The sequence below is a fragment of the Arthrobacter wenxiniae genome, from assembly GCF_013376105.1.
Lineage (GTDB): Bacteria > Actinomycetota > Actinomycetes > Actinomycetales > Micrococcaceae > Specibacter > Specibacter wenxiniae.
On sequence record NZ_JAAMFM010000033.1, the window covers coordinates 1 to 22,381 of the forward strand.

At 68.6% G+C, this 22,381-nt stretch carries 23 protein-coding genes; 16 read left to right on the forward strand and 7 right to left on the reverse strand.

Annotated features, from left to right (window positions below; translation table 11 throughout):
• Positions 1-142 precede the first annotated feature (142 nt).
• Positions 143-334 (forward strand): hypothetical protein, encoded by a 192-nt coding sequence (locus G6034_RS16510; protein ID WP_176636210.1) that lies wholly within the window; start codon positions 143-145, stop codon positions 332-334.
• A 97-nt stretch (positions 335-431) separates the two neighbouring features.
• Positions 432-1,688, forward strand: a complete 1,257-nt coding sequence (gene rlmN, locus G6034_RS16515) for a dual-specificity RNA methyltransferase RlmN (protein WP_176636211.1) — start codon at positions 432-434, stop codon at positions 1,686-1,688.
• Positions 1,689-1,715: 27 nt separating this feature from the next.
• Here rlmN and G6034_RS16520 read toward each other — a convergent pair whose 3' ends face one another.
• Positions 1,716-2,360, reverse strand: coding sequence for a peptidyl-tRNA hydrolase (locus G6034_RS16520; protein WP_176636248.1), 645 nt, complete (start codon positions 2,358-2,360; stop codon positions 1,716-1,718).
• A gap of 155 nt (positions 2,361-2,515) precedes the next feature.
• Between G6034_RS16520 and G6034_RS16525 the strand changes: the two genes are divergently transcribed.
• From G6034_RS16525 to G6034_RS16535, 3 genes are all read left to right on the forward strand, one after another.
• Positions 2,516-3,250 (forward strand): HAD family hydrolase, encoded by a 735-nt coding sequence (locus tag G6034_RS16525; protein WP_176636212.1) that lies wholly within the window; start codon positions 2,516-2,518, stop codon positions 3,248-3,250.
• A gap of 58 nt (positions 3,251-3,308) precedes the next feature.
• Entirely contained in the window at positions 3,309-5,675 is a 2,367-nt protein-coding gene (locus tag G6034_RS16530; protein WP_176636213.1) for a glycoside hydrolase family 65 protein, read from the forward strand.
• Positions 5,676-5,789: 114 nt separating this feature from the next.
• Positions 5,790-6,998 (forward strand): aminotransferase class I/II-fold pyridoxal phosphate-dependent enzyme, encoded by a 1,209-nt coding sequence (locus tag G6034_RS16535; RefSeq protein WP_176636214.1) that lies wholly within the window; start codon positions 5,790-5,792, stop codon positions 6,996-6,998.
• A 35-nt stretch (positions 6,999-7,033) separates the two neighbouring features.
• Here G6034_RS16535 and G6034_RS16540 read toward each other — a convergent pair whose 3' ends face one another.
• Positions 7,034-7,234, reverse strand: a complete 201-nt coding sequence (locus tag G6034_RS16540) for a hypothetical protein (RefSeq protein WP_176636215.1) — start codon at positions 7,232-7,234, stop codon at positions 7,034-7,036.
• A gap of 415 nt (positions 7,235-7,649) precedes the next feature.
• Between G6034_RS16540 and G6034_RS16545 the strand changes: the two genes are divergently transcribed.
• Both G6034_RS16545 and G6034_RS16550 read left to right on the forward strand, forming a co-directional pair.
• Complete coding sequence (locus G6034_RS16545) at positions 7,650-7,799, forward strand: hypothetical protein (RefSeq protein ID WP_176636216.1); 150 nt, start codon at positions 7,650-7,652, stop codon at positions 7,797-7,799.
• A gap of 69 nt (positions 7,800-7,868) precedes the next feature.
• Positions 7,869-8,114, forward strand: a complete 246-nt coding sequence (locus tag G6034_RS16550) for a hypothetical protein (RefSeq protein WP_218064003.1) — start codon at positions 7,869-7,871, stop codon at positions 8,112-8,114.
• A 161-nt stretch (positions 8,115-8,275) separates the two neighbouring features.
• On the opposite strand, the gene G6034_RS16555 is transcribed toward G6034_RS16550, so the two are convergent.
• Entirely contained in the window at positions 8,276-8,473 is a 198-nt protein-coding gene (locus G6034_RS16555; protein ID WP_176636218.1) for a hypothetical protein, read from the reverse strand.
• A gap of 671 nt (positions 8,474-9,144) precedes the next feature.
• On the opposite strand from G6034_RS16555, the gene G6034_RS16560 reads away from it, so the two are divergent.
• Together G6034_RS16560 and G6034_RS16565 are read left to right on the forward strand one after the other, a co-directional pair.
• Positions 9,145-9,552, forward strand: a complete 408-nt coding sequence (locus tag G6034_RS16560) for a DUF2695 domain-containing protein (RefSeq protein WP_218064004.1) — start codon at positions 9,145-9,147, stop codon at positions 9,550-9,552.
• Between the two features lie 107 nt (positions 9,553-9,659).
• Complete coding sequence (locus tag G6034_RS16565; RefSeq protein ID WP_343038122.1) at positions 9,660-10,496, forward strand: nuclease-related domain-containing protein; 837 nt, start codon at positions 9,660-9,662, stop codon at positions 10,494-10,496.
• Between the two features lie 103 nt (positions 10,497-10,599).
• On the opposite strand, the gene purB is transcribed toward G6034_RS16565, so the two are convergent.
• Positions 10,600-12,042: an adenylosuccinate lyase gene (purB, locus tag G6034_RS16570; protein WP_176636220.1), complete on the reverse strand. Its 1,443-nt coding sequence runs from the start codon at positions 12,040-12,042 to the stop codon at positions 10,600-10,602.
• A gap of 221 nt (positions 12,043-12,263) precedes the next feature.
• On the opposite strand from purB, the gene G6034_RS19575 reads away from it, so the two are divergent.
• On the forward strand, positions 12,264-12,659 hold the full coding sequence (locus G6034_RS19575; protein ID WP_218064005.1) for a hypothetical protein: 396 nt from the start codon (positions 12,264-12,266) through the stop codon (positions 12,657-12,659).
• A 3-nt stretch (positions 12,660-12,662) separates the two neighbouring features.
• Positions 12,663-14,351 (forward strand): hypothetical protein, encoded by a 1,689-nt coding sequence (locus G6034_RS16580; protein WP_176636222.1) that lies wholly within the window; start codon positions 12,663-12,665, stop codon positions 14,349-14,351.
• Here G6034_RS16580 and G6034_RS16585 read toward each other — a convergent pair.
• Positions 14,314-14,727: a phage holin family protein gene (locus tag G6034_RS16585; protein WP_176636223.1), complete on the reverse strand. Its 414-nt coding sequence runs from the start codon at positions 14,725-14,727 to the stop codon at positions 14,314-14,316. The genes G6034_RS16580 and G6034_RS16585 overlap by 38 nt on opposite strands.
• Before the next feature lie 77 nt (positions 14,728-14,804).
• Between G6034_RS16585 and G6034_RS16590 the strand changes: the two genes are divergently transcribed.
• From G6034_RS16590 to G6034_RS16610, 5 genes are all read left to right on the forward strand, one after another.
• Positions 14,805-15,926, forward strand: a complete 1,122-nt coding sequence (locus G6034_RS16590; protein ID WP_176636224.1) for a histidinol-phosphate transaminase — start codon at positions 14,805-14,807, stop codon at positions 15,924-15,926.
• Positions 15,927-16,094: 168 nt separating this feature from the next.
• Positions 16,095-17,285, forward strand: a complete 1,191-nt coding sequence (gene pdhA, locus G6034_RS16595; RefSeq protein WP_425485538.1) for a pyruvate dehydrogenase (acetyl-transferring) E1 component subunit alpha — start codon at positions 16,095-16,097, stop codon at positions 17,283-17,285.
• Positions 17,282-18,256 carry an alpha-ketoacid dehydrogenase subunit beta gene (locus G6034_RS16600; RefSeq protein ID WP_176636225.1) on the forward strand — a complete coding sequence of 325 codons (975 nt, stop codon included), beginning with the start codon at positions 17,282-17,284 and terminating at the stop codon, positions 18,254-18,256. Before pdhA ends, G6034_RS16600 begins: the two co-directional genes overlap by 4 nt.
• A 10-nt stretch (positions 18,257-18,266) precedes the next feature.
• The gene (locus tag G6034_RS16605; RefSeq protein ID WP_176636226.1) at positions 18,267-19,622 is read left to right on the forward strand and encodes a dihydrolipoamide acetyltransferase family protein; all 1,356 of its coding nucleotides are present in this window, start codon (positions 18,267-18,269) and stop codon (positions 19,620-19,622) included.
• A gap of 163 nt (positions 19,623-19,785) precedes the next feature.
• A complete protein-coding gene (locus G6034_RS16610; protein ID WP_176636227.1) occupies positions 19,786-20,274 on the forward strand; it encodes an SGNH/GDSL hydrolase family protein in 489 nt (162 codons plus the stop codon).
• Positions 20,275-20,358: 84 nt separating this feature from the next.
• Here G6034_RS16610 and G6034_RS16615 read toward each other — a convergent pair whose 3' ends face one another.
• The gene (locus G6034_RS16615; protein WP_176636251.1) at positions 20,359-21,633 is read right to left on the reverse strand and encodes an aminotransferase-like domain-containing protein; all 1,275 of its coding nucleotides are present in this window, start codon (positions 21,631-21,633) and stop codon (positions 20,359-20,361) included.
• Positions 21,634-21,776: 143 nt separating this feature from the next.
• On the reverse strand, positions 21,777-22,355 hold the full coding sequence (locus G6034_RS16620) for a hypothetical protein (protein ID WP_176636228.1): 579 nt from the start codon (positions 22,353-22,355) through the stop codon (positions 21,777-21,779).
• Positions 22,356-22,381: the final 26 nt, after the last annotated feature.

Consider the following 22,381-nt stretch of genomic DNA (forward strand, 5'->3'; position numbering starts at 1 on the left):
TGCTGCCCTGGTGCGGCTCGCCCTGCCGCTTGTCCTGCCGCTCGTCGCCGTCGTGCTGGCGGCGGTGAGGCTGGTCCGCTGAACCATTGAATCCCACCGGGAACGGACCTACCGTTTAAGGACATCCAAGGGGGTGGCCAGAATGGAAATTCATCTGTGGTGGCTCGAGCTTGACCTGCCGGCGAAGGAGTGGCTGCGTGAGAACCTCGAGGCGGAAGCGGTGCCGGAGCATGTCCTGGCGGCGGTAAGGGCCGCAGGGGGCGAGGTCGCCAACGGGACGCTGACCGGGAGGGAGTGGAACTTCATCGAGACCCAGTCCGAGTTTGTTGACTAGCCCGCGCCGGCGCGTCGCCCGCGGCTTGAGTGCGTCCAAATGTGACATTGACTGCCACGGTAGGACAGAAGTCCCGCGGTAGGGGACAATGGAAAGGATGACTTCCCCCAAAAACGCCCCCGCACTTGCCGACGCGCCCGCAGCAACGGCCGCCAAGCTGCGCCCCGCCCGCCGCGCCGCCCAGGTCAAGCCCGCCACCGAGGGCTGGCAGCAGGCGAAGGATCCGGGGGGCCGCCCGCTGCTGCAGTTCAAGTCCCCGCGCGTGTCGCAGCCCCCGACCCACCTGGCTGACCTGACGCTGGCCGAACGCGAGGCGAAGTTCAAGGAGATGGGCCTGCCGGCGTTCCGCGCCAAGCAGCTCTCCGTGCACTACTTCCAGCACTACACGACCGACCCCGAGCTGATGAGCGATCTTCCCAGGGACCGCCGCGCCGAGATCACGGCCACCATGTTCCCCAAGCTGCTGACCGAGGTCAAGCGCCTCACCACGGACAACGGCGACACCATCAAGTTCCTGTGGCGCCTCTTTGACGGCTCGCTCGTGGAGTCCGTGCTCATGCGCTACCCCGGCCGCGTCACCCTGTGCGTGTCCAGCCAGTGCGGCTGCGGCATGAACTGCCCGTTCTGCGCCACGGGCCAGGCCGGGCTGACCCGCAACATGTCCACGGCCGAGATCCTGGATCAGATCGTCCAGGCGAACCGGGTCATCGCCGAGGGCGGCCTGGGCAACCTTCGGCGCGACGGCGGGCACGACGCCGAACGCGTCACCAACATCGTCTTCATGGGCATGGGCGAGCCGCTGGCCAACTACAAGCGTGTCATGAACGCCGTGCACCGCATGGTGGCCGACGGCCCCGAGGGCCTGGGCATGTCCGCCCGCGGCATCACCGTCTCCACGGTGGGCCTGGTCCCGGCCATCAACAAGCTGGCGCAGGAGGGCGTGGCCGTCACGTTCGCCCTGTCCCTGCACGCGCCCGACGACGAGCTGCGCGACGACCTGATCCCGGTCAACGACAAGTGGAAGGTCGACGACGCCCTCGACGCCGCCTACAACTACTACAAGGTCACCGGCCGCCGCGTCTCCATCGAGTACGCGCTGATCAAGGACATGAACGACCACCCCTGGCGCGCCGAACTCCTCGCCAGGAAGCTCAACCAGCGCGGCCGCGGCTGGGTCCATGTGAACCCGATCCCGCTGAACCCGACGCCTGGCTCCATCTGGACCTCCTCCGAACCACACGTCATGCAGGAGTTCATCGACACGCTGATCGCGCATGGCGTGCCCACCACGCTGCGCGACACCCGCGGCAAGGAGATTGACGGCGCCTGCGGCCAGCTCGCCGCCGCCGAGTAGCGCCAGTCCGGTGCGGCCGGGGAAGGGCTACGTGGCCGTCCTTGTGACGTACGCCGTGGCGGAACCGGGCTCGATCTCGGTGCGGCCGGCGTCGTGGATGAGCGGCCCGGACGCCTTCCGCGCCCCCTTGCGGAAATCCCTGGCCGGCAAGTGGACCACGCCCACGGGGAACCCCGCGGCGGCCCAGGCATCCACGGCGGGCCTTCCGGCGTCGAGCAGCCACGCAAACAGGGCATGGGCGGCCTGCGCGGCGGCCTTCCCGGTGGACATTGCCAGCGAGCCGTTGAGCACTATTGTCAGCGCCCGGGGCGCCAGCGGCGGGCCGTCGGGCAGCTGCGTGCCGGACACCTGCAGCCTGGCCAGCAGCTTTGGCAGCGCATCCGCCGGCATCGGCGGCAGGCCCACGGCGCGCGCCGCGCCCACCGCGGCCAGGGCGTGGCCGGGGAAGGCCTCCTCGACCTTGGCGAACATCCTGGCATCGGCCCGGCGCACGGACTTCGCGAACGCCCCGGCAGCCCAGGGTGCCCAGCCGGGGTGGTCCGGCGCCTGCAGGTATGCCTGCACCGAGGCCAGCGCGGCTGCCGCAATGCCTTCGTCCCGGCCGGCCGGTTCCACCCGGTCGACGAGCAGGACGATGGGCTGGACCAGCTCGCGGCGGACAGGGGGCGTCATCTCAGTCACCGCACCAGCCTATGCCGCGGACTGCCTGGACCTGGCGCCGGGCGGCCGGAAAAACCGCACGACGCCCGGCCCGGCGGCATATGCTGGGAGGGTGAACCTCTTCCAACGGACAACCACCAGCCCCAGCGAAGAATAGGATTGCAACCATGACAGGAACCACCGTCAACACCAGCTTCGACTGGACCGCCGCCACGGCACTGCTCTTTGACCTCGACGGCGTGCTGACGCCCACCGCCCTGGTGCACGAGCAGGCCTGGCGGCAGCTCTTCGACGGCTTTCTGGCCGACACCGGCCACGCAGGCTACCGGGACAGCGACTACTTCGACTTCATCGACGGCAAGCCCCGCTTTGACGGCGTCCGCGACTTCCTGGCCTCCCGCAACATCACCCTGACCGAGGGCCCCCTGGATGACGACCCCGCCCACGACACCGTCCACGGCCTGGGCAACCGCAAGAACGCGGTGTTCAACGCCATCATCGAGAGCGGCGGGGTGAAGCCGTACCCGGGCTCGGTGCGCTTCGTGGAGGCCGCACTGGCCCGCGGCCTCAAGCTCGCCGTCGTCTCCTCCTCCCGCAACGCACCGGCCGTGCTGAAGGCGGCCGGGCTGGACCACCACTTCCCCGTGGTGGTCGACGGCGAACTGGCGGCCGGACGCGGGCTGCCGGGCAAACCGAACCACGACACCTTCAGCTATGCGGCGGAACTGCTGGGCGTGCCCACCCGGGACTGCGTTGTGGTGGAGGACGCCGTCTCGGGCGTCCAGGCCGGGAGCTCCGGCGACTTCCGCGCCGTGATTGGTGTGGACCGTGGCGCCGGGCGCCAGGCGCTGCTCGACGCCGGCGCCACCCTTGTGGTGGACGACCTCGCCGAACTGCTGTAGCCCCTGCCCGGCAGCCCCAGCTTGAGACTTCACTTCCTCCGGAGGAGAGAATAATTACATGGCACTGATCAATTCCGACCGCCAGCGCTTCCCCTGCGACCCCTGGAAGCTGGTGGAGACTTCCTTTGACCTGGACAGCGAAGGCACCATGGAGACACTCATGGCCCTGGGCAACGGCCACCTGGGAACCCGCGGTTCACATGCCTTTTCCGGCCCCGGGGTGCTGCCGGGCACGTTCATCAACGGCTTTTATGAAACCTGGGACATCCAACACGCCGAGAACGCCTACGGCTTTGCCCGGACGGGCCAACGCATTGTCTACGTCCCGGACGCCAGCAATTTCACCGTCATCATCGACGGCGAACACCTGCAGCTGACCGAGTCCACGGTCCTGGACTACCGGCAGAGCATCGACTTTGCCACCGGCATCTATGAATCCGCCATTGTTTGGGAGGCCCGCTCCGGCGCCACGGTCACCACCGTGCTGCGGCGCGCCGTCGGCTTTGAATCCCGCGGATCCCTGGGCATTGAACTGACGATCTCGGCGGACCAGGAAGTCTATGTCGACGTGACGAGCGCGGTCGTGGACCGGCAGGACCAGCCGGCCACCGAGCCGTCCCTCAACGACCCCCGGAGGCCCGGCCGCCATGCGGACAGGATCCTGCAACCGCTCTATCTGGAAGGGACCGGCGGCGCCCTGGACCTGGCGTGGGAGACGGCCTCCTCGCGCCAGCGCGTGGCCTTGGCCGTCCGCCACCAGATCAATTCGGAGGAGCAGCCTTTTGAGACCCTGGTGGCCGAAGACGTTTCAACGGTCCGCTATGTCCTGGCCGTCGAGGAAGGCAGGACGTTTCGGCTGGAAAAGACCGTGAGCTATGCGGTGGGCGGGGAAAGCGCCGCAGAAGACCGGGGCGCGGTGCTTGCCGCCGAAGCAGGCGCGGCGCTGCTGGACGTCGAGGCCATCTTCGCTGACAGCGCCGACCATTACCGCCGCTACTGGGAAATGGCGGACATTGTGGTGGGCGGGGAACCTGAGCTGCAGCAGGCCGTGCGCTGGAACCTGTTCCAGCTGGCCCAGGCCACCGCCCGGGCCGGCGTTTCCGGCATCCCGGCGAAGGGCGTCACGGGAGCCGGCTATGAAGGCCACTATTTCTGGGACCAGGAGATCTACCTGCTGCCCTACCTGACCTACACCAATCCGCACGCAGCCCGGCAGGTGCTCGAATCGCGGCACCAAATGCTCCCGACGGCCCGCCGCCGCGCCGCGGAGCTGAGCGTGGACGGGGCCCTGTTTGCCTGGCGCACCATCAACGGGCTGGAGGCAAGCGCCTACTACGCGGCCGGCACGGCGCAGTTCCACATCGCCGCCGCCATCGCCTTTGCCGCCAACCGCTATGAATGGGCCACCGAGGACCCCACCTTCCGGGAAGAAATAGGCGCCGACCTGCTCATTGAGACGGCCCGGATGTGGGTGTCCCTGGGTTTCTTCGGCAAGGACGGCATGTTCCACATCCACGGCGTCACCGGCCCGGACGAATACACTGCCGTGGTCAACGACAACCTGTACACCAACGTCATGGCCCGCTTCAACCTGCGCAAGGCGGCCGCCGTCCAGGGACGCCCGGACGTCTCCGAGCGGGAACGGCAGGTCTGGGAGCAGGCCGCCCGCCGCATGTCCCTGCCCTACGACGCGCACCTGGAGGTCTACAGCCAGGACGCGGACTTCATGACGCTCGAGCCGTGGGACTGGTCCACACCCAGGGACAAGTACCCCCTGCTGCTGCACTTCCACCCGCTGGTGATCTACCGCCACCAGGTGCTCAAGCAGGCCGACACGGTGCTGGCCATGTTCCTGCAGTGGCAGGACTTCACGGACGAGGAAAAGCAGCGCGCCTTCGACTTTTATGACCCGATCACCACGGGGGACTCCACCCTGTCCGCCTGCGTGCAGGGCATCATGGCCGCGGAGGTGGGCTATGGCCAAACCGCCTTGAAGCATTTCACCGAAGCGGTCTTCATCGATCTTGACAACACCCACGCCAACACCGTGGACGGGGTGCACATCGCCTCGGCCGGTGGGATTTGGAGCTCCCTGGTGTGTGGTTTCGCCGGCATGCGCGACCAAGGCGACAAGTTACACTTTGACCCGCGACTGCCCCTCGGCTGGGAAAGCCTGTCCTTCAAGCTGACCGTGCGGGGAATCCTGCTGTCCGTTGCCCTGGCCGCCGACTCGATCACCCTCAGCCTCCAGGACGGGCGCGACGTCGCACCGCTGGCCGTGGACGTGCGCGGCACCACCTTGCTCCTCACCCCGGGCGACGACGTCAAGGTGCCCCTGCAGCCGGCGCCCGTGGCAACCAAGGCCGTGTTCCCCGGATCCTTCCCGACCACCGGCATCCCGATCATCGGCAAGGGCCTGTCCTAGCGGCGCCCGCAGTCGGCCATGGCCGTGCTTTCGGGTGCGGCGGGGGCCCGTGTGGCAAGCTGGAAGCTGCGGCCGCGCCGCCGCGCCGCCGCCGTTTCCCGCCAGGAGCCTGCCATGAACCGACCGCTGACCGTTGCCGCACGCGCCCAGGTGCCGCCGTTTGCCGTGATGGACATTCTGGCGCGGGTGGCCGAGCTGCGTGAGGCGGGCCGGAACGTCGTTTCGCTGTGCGCCGGTGAGCCCGGCGGCGGAGCGCCGTCGGGGGTGTCGGCAGCGGCCGCGGCCATCCACGGAGCCGGGACCCCACTGACTTATACGCCGGCACTCGGCATTTCCGAGCTCCGGGATGCCATTGCGGGCCACTACCGGCGCTGGTACGGCCTGGACATTCCGGCGCGCAATGTCGCCGTGACGACCGGCTCGTCCGGGGCTTTCCTCCTGGCCTTCCTCTCCGCGTTCAATGCGGGCGACCGCGTGGCCCTGGCACGCCCCGGCTACCCGGCCTACAAGAACATACTGCGTGCACTCGGGATCGAGGTGGTGGAGCTGGACTGCGGCCCCGACACCCGCTTCCAACCCACGCCCGCGCAGCTTGACGCCGCCGTCCGCGACCACGGCCCGCTGTCCGGGCTGGTGCTGGCCTCGCCGGCCAACCCCACGGGAACCATGGTCTCCCGGGAGGAGCTGGCTGCCCTCGCGGCGTGGTGTGCTGGCAACGCGGCCCGCCTGATCAGCGATGAGATCTACCACGGCATCACCTACCCCGCCGCGGGCGACCCCGATCCCCGGGGCGTCTGCGCCTGGGAAATGGACCGGTGCGGCGTCGTCATTTCCAGCTTTTCCAAGTACTGGGGCATGACGGGCTGGCGGCTGGGGTGGGCCCTGGTGCCGGACGACCTCATCGGGACAGTGGACGCGCTCGCCGGCAATGTGGCCCTGTGCCCGCCCGCCCCGGCCCAAATGGCGGCCGTGGCGGCGTTCAGCCCGGAATCCTATGCCGAGGCCGATGCGGCCGTGGCGGAATTTGCCCGCACCCGCGCCTTCGTGCTGGCGAACCTTGGCCGGCTGGGCTGGGCCGGTGCCGCCCCGGCCGACGGCGCCTTCTACCTCTATGCCGGCCTTGGCGCCGCCATGGACCGGTTTGCCGACTCGGCGGCCTACTGTTCGGCCCTGCTCGAAGCAGCGGGCGTGGCCGTGGTGCCGGGGCTCGACTTTGACACCGTCGGCGGCGGCCGCACGGTACGGCTGAGCTTTGCCGCGGGGTATGACGCCGTCCGCGAGGGTGTGGAGCGGATCGCGGCCTTCCAGCGGCCCGGGGCTTAGCGACGGCTCCGGAAGGCAACTGGAGTCCGTAGCCGCTACGGGGTGACGTGGAAGGCCCCGAAGGAAACCCGCCTGCCGTCCTTGTCCGGCAGGACCAGCGTGTCGAGGCCGTTCCCGGTTCCTTCGGGGACCGTGACTGTGACGGTACCGCCCGTGTCGGCCAGGAACCGGCCGAACCGCTGCCCGTGCCGGTTCAGGTACACGTAGCCCCACTGGCCGGCGGGCGCGCCCTGCACCGCGGTCCTTAACCACCCAGCCCTGGGCGGCCAGCCTCGCGAAGGCTTCCGTCAATGACGTGCCGCCGACGACTGGCGCCGCGCCGCCGCCGTACGTGGTGACGGTGATGGGCGCGTCCGTGGTGCCATAGCCCCAAAAGGGGGTGTCCGAGGCCGCGCAGCTGGTGCCTGCCTTCACATGGATGGTGGCACCGGCGGAGATTTCCGCCTGCCGGAACTGCTCGAGCGGGTTGAACGGGCGGTCCCGCGTTCCCGTGCCCGCCAAGGGGGCCGAACAGTCAAGAGGGAGGTCCCCGGCCGGTTCCGGGACGGCGGCCAGTGTCCCGTACGGCGAGATGTTGGAGAGGAACGCGGGCGCGCGTGTGGCGGTGACAGTGATGCGGAACTCCTGGGCCGTGACGGTGGAGGCGAACTTGTGGATGCGCAGGACGCCGATGTTGCCGACGTGCTCGCTCAAGGCGATGCGATCCACTGCCTGTGGCGACCCCAGGTCGATTTCCGCGGTGCTGCCCTGGGCCAGGGCCTTTTGGCGTTCGGCCGGGAAACCCTGCAGGGCGGCCGGTGATTTCGGCACATCGGTGGGGTGGGCGAACCACCCCTGCGTGGGCTTCATGTCCGCCTCGGCGGGCCACCAGTGCAGGCTGTTGGCGGCGCCGGACTGCACCGACTGGATCATGGAGGTGCGGGCGCCACGATTGGCGTCCGTCTCACCGGGTACGGCGCTGATCTTGCCGCCGTCGGCGGGGACGCTGACGGGGACCACGTTCCATTCGTTCTGGCGGGCGGTGCCGTCCTCGTTGCCGATCCAGCGGACGTCGTTGCCGCCCACGGCCACCACGGCCTTGGGCTGGAGCTCAAAGTCTCCCGCGTGGAACACTGACGTGGCCGCGGCAAGGCGGACCTCATGCAGGGTGCCGGTGAAGCCGCGGTCGGAACCTTGGGGGTTGACCTCATTGCCAAACACGAAGGCCGACCCCAGCCCGGGCGCAATTTGGGCAGGGTCGTCGCTCGTGACGGGCGGAAGGACGACGCCGTCGAGCATCACCGAGAGGGTGGTGCCGAGGCTGACGGCAGATAGTGGAAGGACAGCGCGTGCTCCTGCTTCCGGGCCGGGTAGTCCGCTTCCTGCATGTCGGTGCACCACCTCGAAGCCCCGGACAGGGAGTCGAAGCCGTATCGGAGCCTGCCGTTCTGGGCGCCGATGTAGAAGTTGCCGCCGGCGGAAACGATCGTGGACATCGTGGCGGATCCGGTGGGGGTGAACGTGACGTCCCCGAGAAAGCCCAGGTCCGTGGGGTCGTGGCGCGGCCCTGCGTTCCGCCGCCGAGCTGCACCCCGGACTGTGCCACCTGCAATTCGCCCCCGTCGATGCGCCGGAGCACGCCGTGCATGATCCCGCCGCCCGGGCGGGCAAGGCAGGAATGATGAGCACCGCCACCATGGCCACCGCGGCCACCGCGGCCAGGGCCGGGATGCCGCGGTGCCGCGGTGCCGCACGATTGGTCCCGCGCTTTGCCTTGATTTGCCGCAGAACATCCTCGCGGTCCCCTTTGTGCTGTTGGTGGTCCGTCGGCCCCGCGACGTGCCTGGCAAGGACGGGGTCGTTACAGTTCACCTTCGCGTACATATCAGCTGTATCTCGTCCAAGCTAACGGTAGGTCCTGATTCTAAGGAGGGTTTTGCGCATAGTTACGCGCAATGGGCGTTTTTTGGGGTGACTCCAATAAGGTGGCCGACCATACATCCGATGCATGGACTGGGCCGTTGTAGCACGGGCGCCACGGGGCCGGATTCACGGGCGCCATCCCTCCACAGGCACGGCACGGCCCTCCGCCTTCCACAATTGCCGCCTCGGCGGTGGATTGTCCGCTGGCGCAGGCAGATGCTGGAGGCAGGAGAAGGGGGAGGCAATGGATGCAAGCTCTGAAGGTGCCCAATTGATCGCCGGGATGGAAAGCGAACTTCACCAGCTTTCCGAGGCCATGACCATGCCGCGGCCGCGCGAGTGCCTGGCCTGCTACGTCTTGCGGATGCTCGAATTCGGCTGCCATGGACGGCACTGGATGGGACGCTACCGCGCCATGCGGGCGCCCCGGGCAACGGCCCTGGAGCGGCGGATGGCCCAGAAGGGCGGATACTGCGACTGCGAGATGTTGATGAACGTCGTCTTTCCCAACCCCCGCTACTTCCGGGTGGATGAGGATGGGGACATCGTGATCGACCCGAAGCCGCCGTGCCTTGGCGTGCGCGGTGGCTCCACGCAGCCCTGCGCGCTCTGGGTCGGCCGGGGCCTGGGGCGGGGCCTGTATTCCTTTTGACGGGCCCTGGCCGCAGCCCCGTCCATGCCATAGGCTCGGTGCACCAGGGCAGCGCAGCAGTTCGACGACGGCGTTGGGCGTCCTGCATGGGTGGAGAGGCGGCGGATGTGACGGGCGATATTTCAGACCGGGATGATGTTGGCGGGCCGGGCGCCCCGGACTTGCGGGCCCGGTTCCCGGGGCAGGCTGTTGTTGCCGAGCTCCTTCGCCGGCAGGGCCAGATTCCGCCACGACGCCTTCTGGCGCGGCTGTTTGGGGCAAGTCCGCTGACGCCCGACACCTCCGCCTGGTTCAAGGGTGCCTTGGGCGAATTTGAGGTGGGACGGTTGCTCGCCGGGCTGGGGCCGGGCTGCACCGTGGTACATGCCGTCCCCGTCGGCGCCGGAACATCGGACATCGACCATGTCATTATTGGCCCGCAGGGTGTCTTCACCGTGAACACCAAAAACCATTCCGGGCAGAAGGTGTGGGTGGCCGGCGGCACGTTCATGGTCAACGGGAAAAGGCTGCCGCACATCCGCAACTCCCTTTTCGAGGCCAACCGGGCCGCAAGGATCCTTGGCAGGGCCGTGGGGCATCCAGTGGCGGTTACGCCCATGGTGGTGGTGGTCAGCCCCCTGCGGTTGAACATCAAGCGGAAGCCGGATGGCGTGGAGGTGGTTGACGCCCGCGGGCTCCCTCGGTGGTTTTACCGGCAGCCACAGAGGCTTGCGGCGCAGGAAGCGGCACAGATTGCTGCGGCGGCCTGCCGGCCATTGACGTGGCACCGTGATCCGCCGGGCGACGGCGACCCTGCACTCTTAATGGCCCGGTTCGAGACCTTGCGCCGTGACGTCGCGAGTTCGCTGCGACGCCGGATGGTGTGGGGAGCCGCGATGGTTGCCGGCCTTTTTGTGGCCATACCGGCCATCTACCAGGTGTATCTTGATCTGCTGGTCCGTTAGAGGTCGGTCGACGGGTTACCGGGCGGATGGCGTCCGGGCAACGCAGGTGGCACCCCAGGTGCGCCAAATGCGCCGCTGGGGTGCCGCCGCCGTTCCTTGGCGGCTACTTTTTCAGGTAGTCCACCAGGGACTCGGCGATGCCCGTGTAGGTCCCCGGGGTGAGGGCGAGCAGGCGGGCCCGGGCTGCTTCGGACAGACCCAGGCCTGAGACGAACTCCTGCATGCGCGCGGCATCCACGCGGCGGCCGCGGGTGAGGTCCTTGAGGCGCTCGTACGGGTCCTCCATGTTGGGAACGCCGGCCAGGGCCTCGGCGCGCATGACCATCTGGATGGCTTCGGCGAGCACCTCCCAGTTGTGGTCAAGGTCGTCGGCGAGCACGGACTCGGCGGTGTCCAGCCGGCCCAGGCCGCCCAGGACATTGTTGATGGCCAGCAGGGAGTGGCCGAAAGCGACGCCGATGTTGCGCTGGCTGGAGGAGTCCGTGAGGTCGCGCTGCCAGCGGCTCGTCACCAGGGTGGCCGCGAGGGTGTCCAACAGGGCGTTGGAGATCTCCAGGTTGGCTTCGGCGTTTTCGAAGCGGATCGGGTTGACCTTGTGCGGCATGGTTGAGGAGCCGGTGGCGCCCGGAACGGGGACCTGCACAAAGTATCCGATGGAGATGTAGCTCCAGACGTCCGTGCACAGGTTGTGCAGAATGCGATTGAAGCGCGCCATGTCGGCGTACAGCTCCGCCTGCCAGTCGTGCGATTCAATCTGGGTGGTCAGCGGGTTCCACGTCAGGCCCAGGCCCTCGACGAACCCGCGGGAAACGTCCTGCCAGCTGGCTTCCGGCACGGACGCGTAGTGGGCCGAGTAGGTGCCCGTGGCGCCGTTGATCTTGCCCAGGAACTCCGTGGTCGCGATGCGGTCCAGCTGGCGGGTCAGCCGGTGGGCCGTGACGGCCAGCTCCTTGCCGAGCGTGGTGGGCGTCGCCGGCTGGCCGTGGGTCCGCGAGAGCATCGGCACGGCGCGGTTCTCCTCGGCCATGTCGGTGATCTTGGCAACCAGGCTCCTCGCGGCCGGAAGCCAGACGTCCTCCACGGCGCCCTTGACGCCCAGGGCATAGGAGAGGTTGTTGATGTCCTCGCTGGTGCAGCCGAAGTGGACCAGGGGCTTCAGGCGCTCCAGTCCCAGGGCAGCGAGTCGGTTGCCGATGAAGTACTCCACGGCCTTGACGTCGTGGACGGTGATCTTTTCAATCTCCGCCAGTTCAGCGATCGAGTCGTCGTCGAACTCGGTGACGATTGCGCGCAGGCCCTCCTGCTGTTCGGGGGTCAGCGGCTCAGCGCCCCGCAGCACCTTGTTGCTGGTCAGGTGGATGAACCATTCCACCTCGACCCCCACACGGTCGCGGTTCAGGGCCGCCTCGGACAAGTAATCCACCAGCGGCGCCACGGCGCCTGAATACCGGCCGTCGAGCGGGCCCAGGGCGATGCGCCCGGGGTGCGCGGCCAGGGACAGGCGGCCGGACGGGATGCGGGAAATGGCGGAGGGGGAATCAGACATGGCCCAATTCTTTCACGAACCGCGGATTCTTCGTCCAGTGTGTCCCCGGGCCATGCCTGGGGCCGTGCCGCTCCCTGCACAGCCGCCGCGTCCCTCCACCTTGTCCCCACTCCGGGCTGGGGCACTGGCCCGGGCCCCGGGCCATGCCTACTGTCGGAAGGGAGGCCCCTCCGGGAATGGATGTGGGCGTGGGCGGAGCGGGGAACAGGGGAGGTTGGGCCATGGGGTACTCGCCGGGCCTGTCCGGTGGACAATTCAGCGGGGCGGGGCGCGACAATGGGCGGATTGGTGCTGGGGGCCCGTTCGGCACACAACACTGTGCGGGGCCGTCCGTCTTTTGGGCACCGGACACGTCTCCCGGGGACGTGTCCGCCCTGGCCGGACGGCTGTCGCGGCTGGCCGGCGAGATTGACGCCGGCCGCGCCAGACTGTCGGCAGCCGCCGCCCTGGAGTGGTCGTCGAAGGCGGGGGAGGCGTTTCGCGGGGAGGCCGCTTTGCGCGGATCGGCCCTGGCCGGCGCCTCCTCGGACGTCAGGGCGGCTTCCGACTGCGTGGCGGCCTACGCCCGGGCCCTCGATGCGTTGAGCGCCAGGGGCCCCGGAATGCTTGGAGGTTAGGACGTGGCCGGACAAAGCGACGGCGAAACCAGTTTCAGCATCACCGGCGGCGCCGGCCGGGTGCACTACACGCTGACGGAAATAGAGGCGGCGGCCGGCCGCATCAACCTGGTCGCGCAGGACATGGGGGAGGTGGCCGCCACCCTGGACAGCGAACTCGAGTGGATTTCCAGCTTCACGGCACGGCTTCAGGCATCCGGCCTGCAGGGAGCCGAGGCCACGCACTTTGCGGCGGGGGTGGCCGCGGGTGGACTTGCCTCGGCTCAGGGATCAGTGGCGGCCGCGGCCCGGGGAGTGCAGGAACTGGCCGCGCATGCATCGGCGGCCGCCCGGCGCTATGAGGAAGCCGAAGCGGAGACGGTGGCGCGCGAAAGGGCCCGGCGCAGCAGGGCGCTTTTCGACGGTGTGCAGGCCTCGACGGCGGGCATCTTCCTTCCACTCGTGCTGTGGTGGCAATACCACGTGCTCCGGGATGGCGCGGACCGGCAAGGGATGCGGGACACCGCTGAGGACATGCTCAACGACGGGCCCGCCTACATTGCGGGCCTGCTGGGGCCGGCGGTCGGCCTGGGCTACCTCCTGGGCCGCTCGCCGATCGAAGGAAGGGGCCGGTCCGGAGCGTTGCCCGCCGCCGGCGTGCGGAAGTTTGTCGACTGGAGCGGGCTGGCCAGGCCGGGGCACCTTGAATTGCGGGCGGTTCCGGCCGGTGAATGGCATGGCCGCGCCGGGGACTGGCGCCCCGGCCATGCCGTCCCGGACTTGTCCGGGGACGTCCAGCTCGCGGTCGACCCCAGTGTGTCCGGCCTGCTCGCCGGCAGCCAGGACGCCTACGGATACCCTCCGGGGTCCATTGCGGTGGACCGCCTTGACCGGCCCGACGGAACACGGGCGTGGATCGTGCACCTGCCGGGCACGGAGGACTGGTCAAAGGTGGACAGCGCCAATCCCTTTGACTTCGAGGGAGACCTGGAAGGCATGACCGCGGGGCAACAGACCCTGTTCGAACAGCAGCAGATCGTGGTCCAGGAGCTGATGAGGCAGGCCTTGGCGGATGCCGGGGCCCTGCCCACGGACGACGTCTTGATCACCGGCCACAGCGGCGGAGGGATCCACGCGGCGGCCGCTGCCGCAAATCCGGCGTTCCTGGCCGATTTCAACGTCAAGATGATCATCATTGCCGGAGCCCCGGCCAGAAACCTGCCCGTCGCCCCCAACGTCCTGGTCCTGGACCTGCAAAATGATGACGACCTTGTTGCGGCCGCGGACTACGGCCCGCCGCCCAACTCGGTGAACCGGGTGACGGTGACGTCCCACCGGCCTGGGGCTGCCGAAGGCAAGGGCACGGGCGACGTCATCAAGGATGCCCACGACCTTGGGAACTACATCGACGACGCCACGGCGCTGGAGCAGAGCAACGACCCCGGCATCAAGGCGGTGCGGGACAGCGTGGGGCTCTTCCTGGGAACCGCCGCGGCCGGCGGCGGTCCCGCGACCGTGTCGCGCAAGGTCTACCAGGGCAGGGACGCCGATGGCCCGAAAACCGAAGCGAAATCCAAGCCGGTCATGCCGACAGTCCCCAGGCCCATGAAGCCCGGCCGCCTGTTTCCGGAACCGGACATTCCACCTCTTCCGCTCCCCGGGGCGGGAGCGGCGGTTACCGGCGGGCCCGGGACCGTGTCAGGCCGCCCATGAGCATGGAGACGAGGCTGATGATGAGCGCAGCGAGGACGGCCGTCCAGAAGAAGTGGTCAATGGTGAAGTGCACCGGCGTGTACGAACTCAGCCACGAGGTCAGCCACAGCATGGCCGCGTTGATGACGATCGTGAACAGGCCCAGCGTCAAGATGGTCACGGGAAGGGACAGGATCTTCACCACCGGCTTCACCAGGGCGTTGACCACGCCGAACACCAGGCCGATGAAAACAAAGGCAAGCACCTTGTTGACGGTTGCATTGGACGTGTCCAGGCCGCTGGTACCCGTGTTCACCACCGCCACGCCGGGAAGAATCCAGGCGGCAATCCACAAGGCAAGGGCGTTGACGAGGACCTGCAACACAATTCTCTTCATGCTTCAATGCTTTCACACGCCGCGTTCCGCGCCCAGCCCTGCCTGCTGACTTGGGCCGGCTGACTTAGGCTAGGGGCATGACCTTGAACAGCCAAGCCCAGCAATCCGGCGTCCACCCGCGCCCCGTCGTGGGCCGGCTGCCCAAATACGCGGCCGGCAAGCCGCCGGTGGAGATCCCCGGGCTGGAAAGCTTCAAGCTGTCGTCCAACGAGAACCCGCTGGGCCCGGTCCCGGCGGTGCTCGAGCTCCTGCACGGCACGCTGGAGGTGCACCGCTACCCGGACACCAGCTGCACGGCACTGCGCACCGCGCTGGGCACGTTTTTGGACGTCCCGGCCGACGACGTCGTCACCGGCGCGGGGTCCCTCGGCGCCCTGAACCAGATCCTGGCGGCCTTTGCCGGGGCCAACGACGACGGCACCGCCGACGACGTTGTCTACGCCTGGCGTTCCTTCGAGGCCTATCCCATCTGCGTGGGGCTCGCCGGCGCCCGCAGCGTCCAGGTCCCCGTCCGCGCCGACGGCACCCACGACCTGCCCGCCATGGCCGCCGCCATCACCGAAAACACCAAGGTGGTCCTGCTGTGCACGCCGAACAATCCCACGGGCCCCGTGCTCCGGACCGCTGAAACGGAAGACTTCATCCGCGAGGTGCGCTCCGACGTCGTCATCGTCATCGACGAGGCGTACCAGGAATTTGTCCGCGCGGAGGATGCGGCGGACGGCATCGCGATGTACCGCAAGTACCCCAACGTCGTGGTGCTGCGCACCTTCTCCAAGGCCCACGGCCTGGCCGGGCTCCGCGTGGGCTATTCGGTGTCGAACCCGGAAGTCACCGCCTACCTGCGCGCCGCCGCCACCCCGTTCGCGGTGTCCGGCATCGCCGAGCGGGCCGCCGTCGCATCGCTGGAGAACTACGGCCAGGTTGTGGAAAGAGTACAAAGCCTGGTGGATGAACGCGACCGCGTCACAGCGGGCCTGAAAGCACTCGGCTGGGACATTCCGGAGGCCCAGGGCAACTTCGTGTGGCTCAACCTGGGGGTCGACACCCCCGGATTTGCCGCGCTGGCAGGCGAACACGCCCTCTCCGTGCGGGCGTTCGGCACCGAGGGCGTCCGCGTCAGCATTGGCGAGGTGGAGGCCAACACCCGGTTTCTGGAGATCTGTGCCTCCTATACAAAAGCGCCGCGCGGTTCCTAGCGATTAACAAAGGCATGCAAAGCGGGACTGTGCCGATACAGTTGTAAATCGAAATTGGAAATATATGCACTTCACGGAATACATTCCCATGGAGGCATATATCGACACCAACGAGCCGGCACAGTGGACCCCACGGAGCTGCTGCGGCCCGGCAAACGAGGAGACGGTATGGGCTCTGCCCAGCAAGCAGCGACCGGCACGAGGCCTTCCGCCGGCGTGCTGCAGGCCAACGCGGTAGGCGCTGGCGACATGGTCCAACTGCTGGACGAAGGGGGGATGCGCCATGCGGACGGCGTATTCAGCCCCTACATCGACGCCCTGGACGCCGGCACGCTGCGCGGGTTCTACCGGGACATGGCGCTGGTGCGCCGCTTTGACGCGGAGGCGACCGCCCTGCAGCGCCAGGGTGAACTGGCCCTGTGGGTGCCCGTGGTGGGGCAGGAAGCCGCGCAGATCGGCTCCGGGAGCGCCATGGCCACGGCCGACTACGCCTTTCCCACTTACCGCGAGCACGGCGTGGCCCTCACCCGCGGGCTGGATCTGGCTGACCTCCTCAAGCTGTTCCGCGGCGTCTCCAACGGCGGGTGGGACCCGCGGGAAAGCAACTTTCACCTCTACACGCTGGTGCTGGCCGCCCAGACGCTGCATGCCGTTGGCTACGCCATGGGCATCCAGCGCGACCTGGCGTTGGACAGCGCCGCCGAGCCGGCCGCCGTCGTCGCCTACTTCGGCGACGGGGCCAGCAGCGAAGGCGACGTGCACGAATCCATGGTGTTCGCCGCCTCCTACAGCGCGCCCGTGGTGTTCTTCTGCCAAAACAACAACTGGGCCATCTCCGTCCCCTTCGAGGTGCAGTCGAAACTCCCGCTGGTCAACCGCGCGGGCGGTTACGGGATGCCCGGCATCCGCGTGGATGGCAACGACGTCCTGGCCGTGTACGCCGTGACACGGTGGGCGCTGGAGCATGCGCGCTCCGGCAGGGGCCCCGTCCTGATCGAGGCCTCGACCTATCGGATTGGCGCCCACACCACCGCCGACGACCCCACGAAGTACCGCCTGAACGAGGAGGAGGACTCGTGGAAGGCGAAGGACCCGCTGGAGCGCCTGGAAAGGTACCTGCGTGCCGAGGGCCTGGCCGGTGACGACTTCTTTGAGCAGCTGGGAAACGACGCCGATGAGCTGGCTGCCCATGTCCGCCGGGCTACGCTGGCGCTGGGCGGGGCGGACATTCGGCAAAAATTTGCCACCGTCTATGCCGAGGCCCACCCACTGGTGGCCGAGGAACTGGCCTGGTTTGAAAACTACGAGGCGTCCTTTGCCGACGCCGGTTCCCCGACTTCGCAAGGCGGTGCCGCATGACCACCATGACCATTGCCAAGGCGATCAACGAAGGGCTGCGCGCCACCCTGGAGAACGACCCCAGGAGCTTCCTGATGGGCGAGGACATCGGCTCCCTGGGCGGCGTCTACCGCGTGACCGAAGGCCTCAAGGCCGAGTTCGGCGCGCACCGCGTCATGGACACGCCGCTGGCCGAGTCCGGGATTGTGGGCACCGCGATCGGCATGGCGCTGCGCGGCCACCGGCCCATCTGCGAGATCCAGTTCGACGGCTTCGTGTTCCCGGCCTTCAACCAGATCACCACCCAGCTGGCCAAGATCCACACCCGCTCCGACGGCCAGCTCAGCGCGCCCGTGGTCATCCGCATCCCCTACGGCGGCGGGATCGGCAGCATTGAGCACCACTCCGAGTCCCCCGAGGCGCTCTTTGCCCACACGGCCGGCCTTCGCATCATCACCCCGTCCAACGCCAACGACGCGTACTGGATGATCCAGCAGGCGGTGGCGTGCAAGGACCCGGTCATCTTCTTCGAGCCCAAGCGCCGCTACTGGCTCAAGGGCGAGGTGGACACCGAGCACCCGGCGCAGGACGCGTTCACGGCCCAGGTGGTCCGCGGCGGCACGGACGCCACCATCGCGGCCTACGGGCCACTGGTCCCCGTGGCCCTGGCCGCGGCCAACGCGGCAGCCGAGGACGGCCACAGCGTGGAAGTCATCGACCTGCGCTCCATCTCGCCCATCGACTTTGACGCCGTCGAGGAATCCGTGACGAGGACGGGCCGGCTGGTGGTGGCCCACGAGGCACCCACCTTCGGCGGGATCGGCGGGGAAATTGCCGCTCGGATCAGCGAACGCTGCTTCTACTCCCTGGAGGCGCCGGCGATCCGCGTGGGCGGCTTCCACATGCCCTATCCGGTGGCCCGCGCCGAAGAGCACTACCTGCCGGACATTGACCGCATGCTGGAGGCGTTGGACCGCGCCTTCACCTACTAGGAAGGCCAACATGCCCCAGCGCTCCCTCTTCAACCTGCCCGACGTCGGCGAGGGCCTGACCGAGGCCGAGATCGTCTCCTGGAAGGTCAAGCCGGGCGACGTCGTCGCCGTCAACGACGTCATCGTCGAGATTGAAACGGCCAAGTCCATCGTGGAGCTCCCCTCGCCCTACGCCGGACCGGTGGCGGAGCTGATGGTGGCCGAGGGCGACACCGTGGCGGTGGGCACGCCCATCATCGCCATCGGCGCGGGCGCCGGCGCACCCGCGGCGGTGCCCGCCCCCGCAGCTGCGGGGCCGGTTGCCGGGGAGATGAAGCCCCTAGTGGGGTCCGGCCCCAAGGCCGACGCCGTGAAGCGCCGCCCGCGCACCGGCTCGGCCGCCGCCGTGGTCCGCCCGCCCGACGCCGCCCCGGCGCCCGCTGCCGCCCAGGCACCCGCCCGGGTCCCGGCGTCGAACGTCAACGCGGCGGGCGCGGCCAACCGCGTGCTGGCCAAGCCGCCGGTGCGCAAGGCGGCGAAGGACCTGGGCATCAACCTGGCCGACGTCTCGCCCACGGGCCTGCGCGGCGAAGTCACCAAGAAGGACCTGCGCAGCTACCAGGACCAGCGGACGGCCGAGCAGGACGGGGCGGCCACGTTCTGGGCGCCGGGCGCCGGATCCGGGCTGGCCGGCGACCCGCGCGTGGAGCGCATCAAGGTCAAGGGCGTGCGCAAGGCCACCGCGAAGGCCATGGTGGAGAGCGCGTTTTCGGCACCGCACGTGAGCATCTTTGTCGATGTGGACGCGTCGCGCACCATGGAGTTCGTCAAGCGGCTGAAGGCTTCCCGCGACTTCGAGGGCATCAAGGTCTCGCCCCTGCTGATCCTGTCCAAGGCCGTCATTTGGGCGGCTGCGCGCAACCCCTCGGTCAATGCGACGTGGACGGGTGAGGAAATCATCATCAAGCACTTCATGAACCTCGGGATCGCCGCCGCCACGCCCCGCGGGCTCATGGTGCCGAACATCAAGGATGCGCAAAAGCTGTCCTTACGGGAGCTGGCCATTGCGCTGAACTCGCTCGCCACCACGGCGCGGGCAGGCAAGACGCAGCCGGCGGACATGCAGGGCGGCTCGCTGACCATCACGAACATTGGCGCCCTGGGCATCGACACCGGCACGCCCATCATCAACCCGGGAGAGGTGGCGATCGTGGCGTTCGGCACCATCAAGCAAAAGCCCTGGGTGCTGGACGGGGAGGTCATCCCGCGCTGGATCACCACCCTGGGCGGGTCCTTCGACCACCGCGTGGTGGACGGGGACCTGTCCGCGCGCTTCATGGCGGACGTGGCGGCCATCATGGAGGAGCCGGCGCTGCTGCTTGACTGAGGCGCCAGCGGTGCCGGGGCAGCCATTTCGCCGCGGATTTCCTTCGCCGCACGCCGGGGAACCTTCCACCGGCCACGGGCGCGGCACCGTGACCCGCCGCAGGACGCGGCGGCCGGCTGCCTGGCTTGTCTCCAGATTGGCCCGTTGTCAGGGCCGGGGCGCCATGGCCGTCGCCATGGTGGTGCTGGTGGCGGTCGGCGTGGGGGCTGCTGCCCACGCCGGAGTTCCCGCCGCGGTTCCGGTCAAGACCGTCCACGTTGACACCATCGGCGACTCCCTGAGCGCCGGGTACAAGACGCCCGGCAACACCTGGCCCGGGCAGGCCCAGGCACTCCTCGCCGCCAAGGGCCGCAAGGCGGAGATCACCAACGCCTCCGAAAACGGGGCGGGCTACGTCCGGCCCGGCGAGCTCGGGGACCTCTTCCTGGACCTGGTGAACCGGGCAGTGAATTCGCAATCCCAGCTGGTGGTGCTTTTCGGCTCGGACAACGATGCCGGGGCGCCGGGTCTGGCCGCCGCCGCGCAGGACCTTGCCGGCGACCTGGAACACCCCAATGCGGCCGGCGAAACATACCTCGCCCAGCATATGTCGGCCATCATGGCCCCGGTCATCAGGTCCGCCGCGTACCGGGACCGGTTGCGCAGGCGATGACACCCCGCTTCGACAGGCTCAACCACCGCTTGCCGGGGTCTCGACGCGTTCCCAGAGCCCGCTGCTCGCGCAGCGGCACCGGGATCAAAGTGCCGCGATGGCCTCCGCCAGCACGGGTGCCAGCCGCTTCACGCCTTCGCGCAGGGTTTCCGGCGGGACGGCGCTGTACGCGAGGCGCAGCTTGTTGCTCGGCCCCTTGGCCGCCGTGAACGCGGCACCGGGCACGAACACCACACCGGCGTCGATCCCCCGGTGCAGCAGGGGGTAGGTGTCGATCCCTTCCGGCAGGGTGAGCCACACGAAGAATCCGCCTTCGGGCCGGGTCCAGGACACGCCGGCGGGCATGAATTCATCAAGTGCCGAGAGCAACGCCGCGCAGCGGTCCCGGTACAGGCTGCGGTACGTGCTGATCTGCCCCTGCCAGTCGTAGCTGCCCAGGTAGTCGCTGACCAACAGCTGGTTGAATGTGGGCGGGCACAGCGTGACCGCCTCGCTGGCCAGGTAGAACCGCTGCAACAGGTGCGCCGGCACCAGCGCCCAGCCAATGCGCAGCCCCGGCGCAAAGATCTTGGAAAACGAGCCCAAGTACAGCACGTCCTCCGGGTTCGCCGCGCGCAGGGGTGCCGGCAGGACGCCGTCGAACTTCAACAGGCCGTAAGGGTTGTCCTCCAGCACCAGGATGTTGGCTTCGCGGCAGATGTCCACGATCTCCTGGCGGCGCTCCGGGGCCAGCATCACCCCGGAGGGGTTGTTGAAGTTGGGGATCGTGTAGAGCAGCTTGATGCGCCTGCCCTCCGCCTGCAATGCCGCGATGCGGGTGCGAAGCTCGGACGGGATGATGCCGTGCTCGTCGCCGGCCACCGGCTGCACGTCCACCTCGTACGCCTCGAAGGTGTTCAGCGCGCCCACATAGGTGGGGTCCTCGAGCAGGATGACGTCGCCCGGATTGCAGAACACCTTCGCCGCAACGTCCTGCGCGGACTGTGACCCCGCCGTGATGACAACGTTGTCCGGGTCGGCGTCGAGGATGCCCTCGGCCGCCATGACCTCGCAGATCTGGGTCCGCAGCTCCAGGGTGCCCTGTCCGCCGCCGTACTGCAGCGCCTCCAGCCCGCGCTCGGCAATGATGCGCCGGGCCGTCTCGCCCAACCGCTCCAGCGGCAGGGACGCCAGGTTCGGGTTCCCGCCGGCGAGCGACACCAGCCCGGGCTGCATGGAAATCTCAAAAACGTCGCGGACGGCGGACTGCTTGATGTTCGCCGCACGGGCGGAAAGCAGCGCGTCGTGGCGGTGCGCCGCACCGGCGGACCCGTCCACGGCCTGCGCGCGCGCCAGGGCGTCGACGGTTTCCTCGGCCAGCAGGTCCCCGGGCAGGTTGTTGGGCGGTGTTTCATTGGGCAGGGACTCGGCGGCAGCATTGGCGCCAGCGGCTGAAGTGTTCACGATGTCAGGATACAACCGAAGTTGCTAAATAAGCATCAAAAGTTTTTCACCAGGCCTTGTCACTTCAAGCTGAGTGCCTGGCTCAACGTTTTTCCGTTGATCGTGATGGCCACGGGCGCGCCCGCCGCGTCCTTGGCCGTGAGCAGCAGCTGCTGCTCCACGCGGGGAATGTCGCACTCCCCGCCCATTTTCAGGGTGCCGACCAGATGCGCCGTGATGGATGCCCCGGTGCGCGTGACCGACTGCACGGCCAGGCGCGACCGCCACAGGGCATTGTCGAGGCCCGACTGCCCCAGGTGCTGCGAGTGGTCCGCCAGCAGCGTCCGCAGCGCACCCTCCACCGGGTCGGTAAAGCTGATCGCCGCGCTGGTCACGGCCACGGCGCTGTCGCCGCAGCCCACCGGAGGCCCGGAAACCCCGCCATCGCCCTGCGCAATGTAGTACAGCGTGGCCGAGGCCGTGGTCGGCATGACCGTGGGGCCGTCCCCCGCGGCGGTGCCGCCCAGGGAAGATGCACCCAAGGTCGCGGGGGGAGCCGGGGTGCGTGCCGCCGTCGTGCTTCCTGAAGCGCACGCGCCCAGGGCCAGCACCGCGCAAGTGGCCAGGGCCAGGGCCGGGTGCCTCCAGGTTCGTGACATGTAGCCCTCCCGTGGTGGCCGTCGAC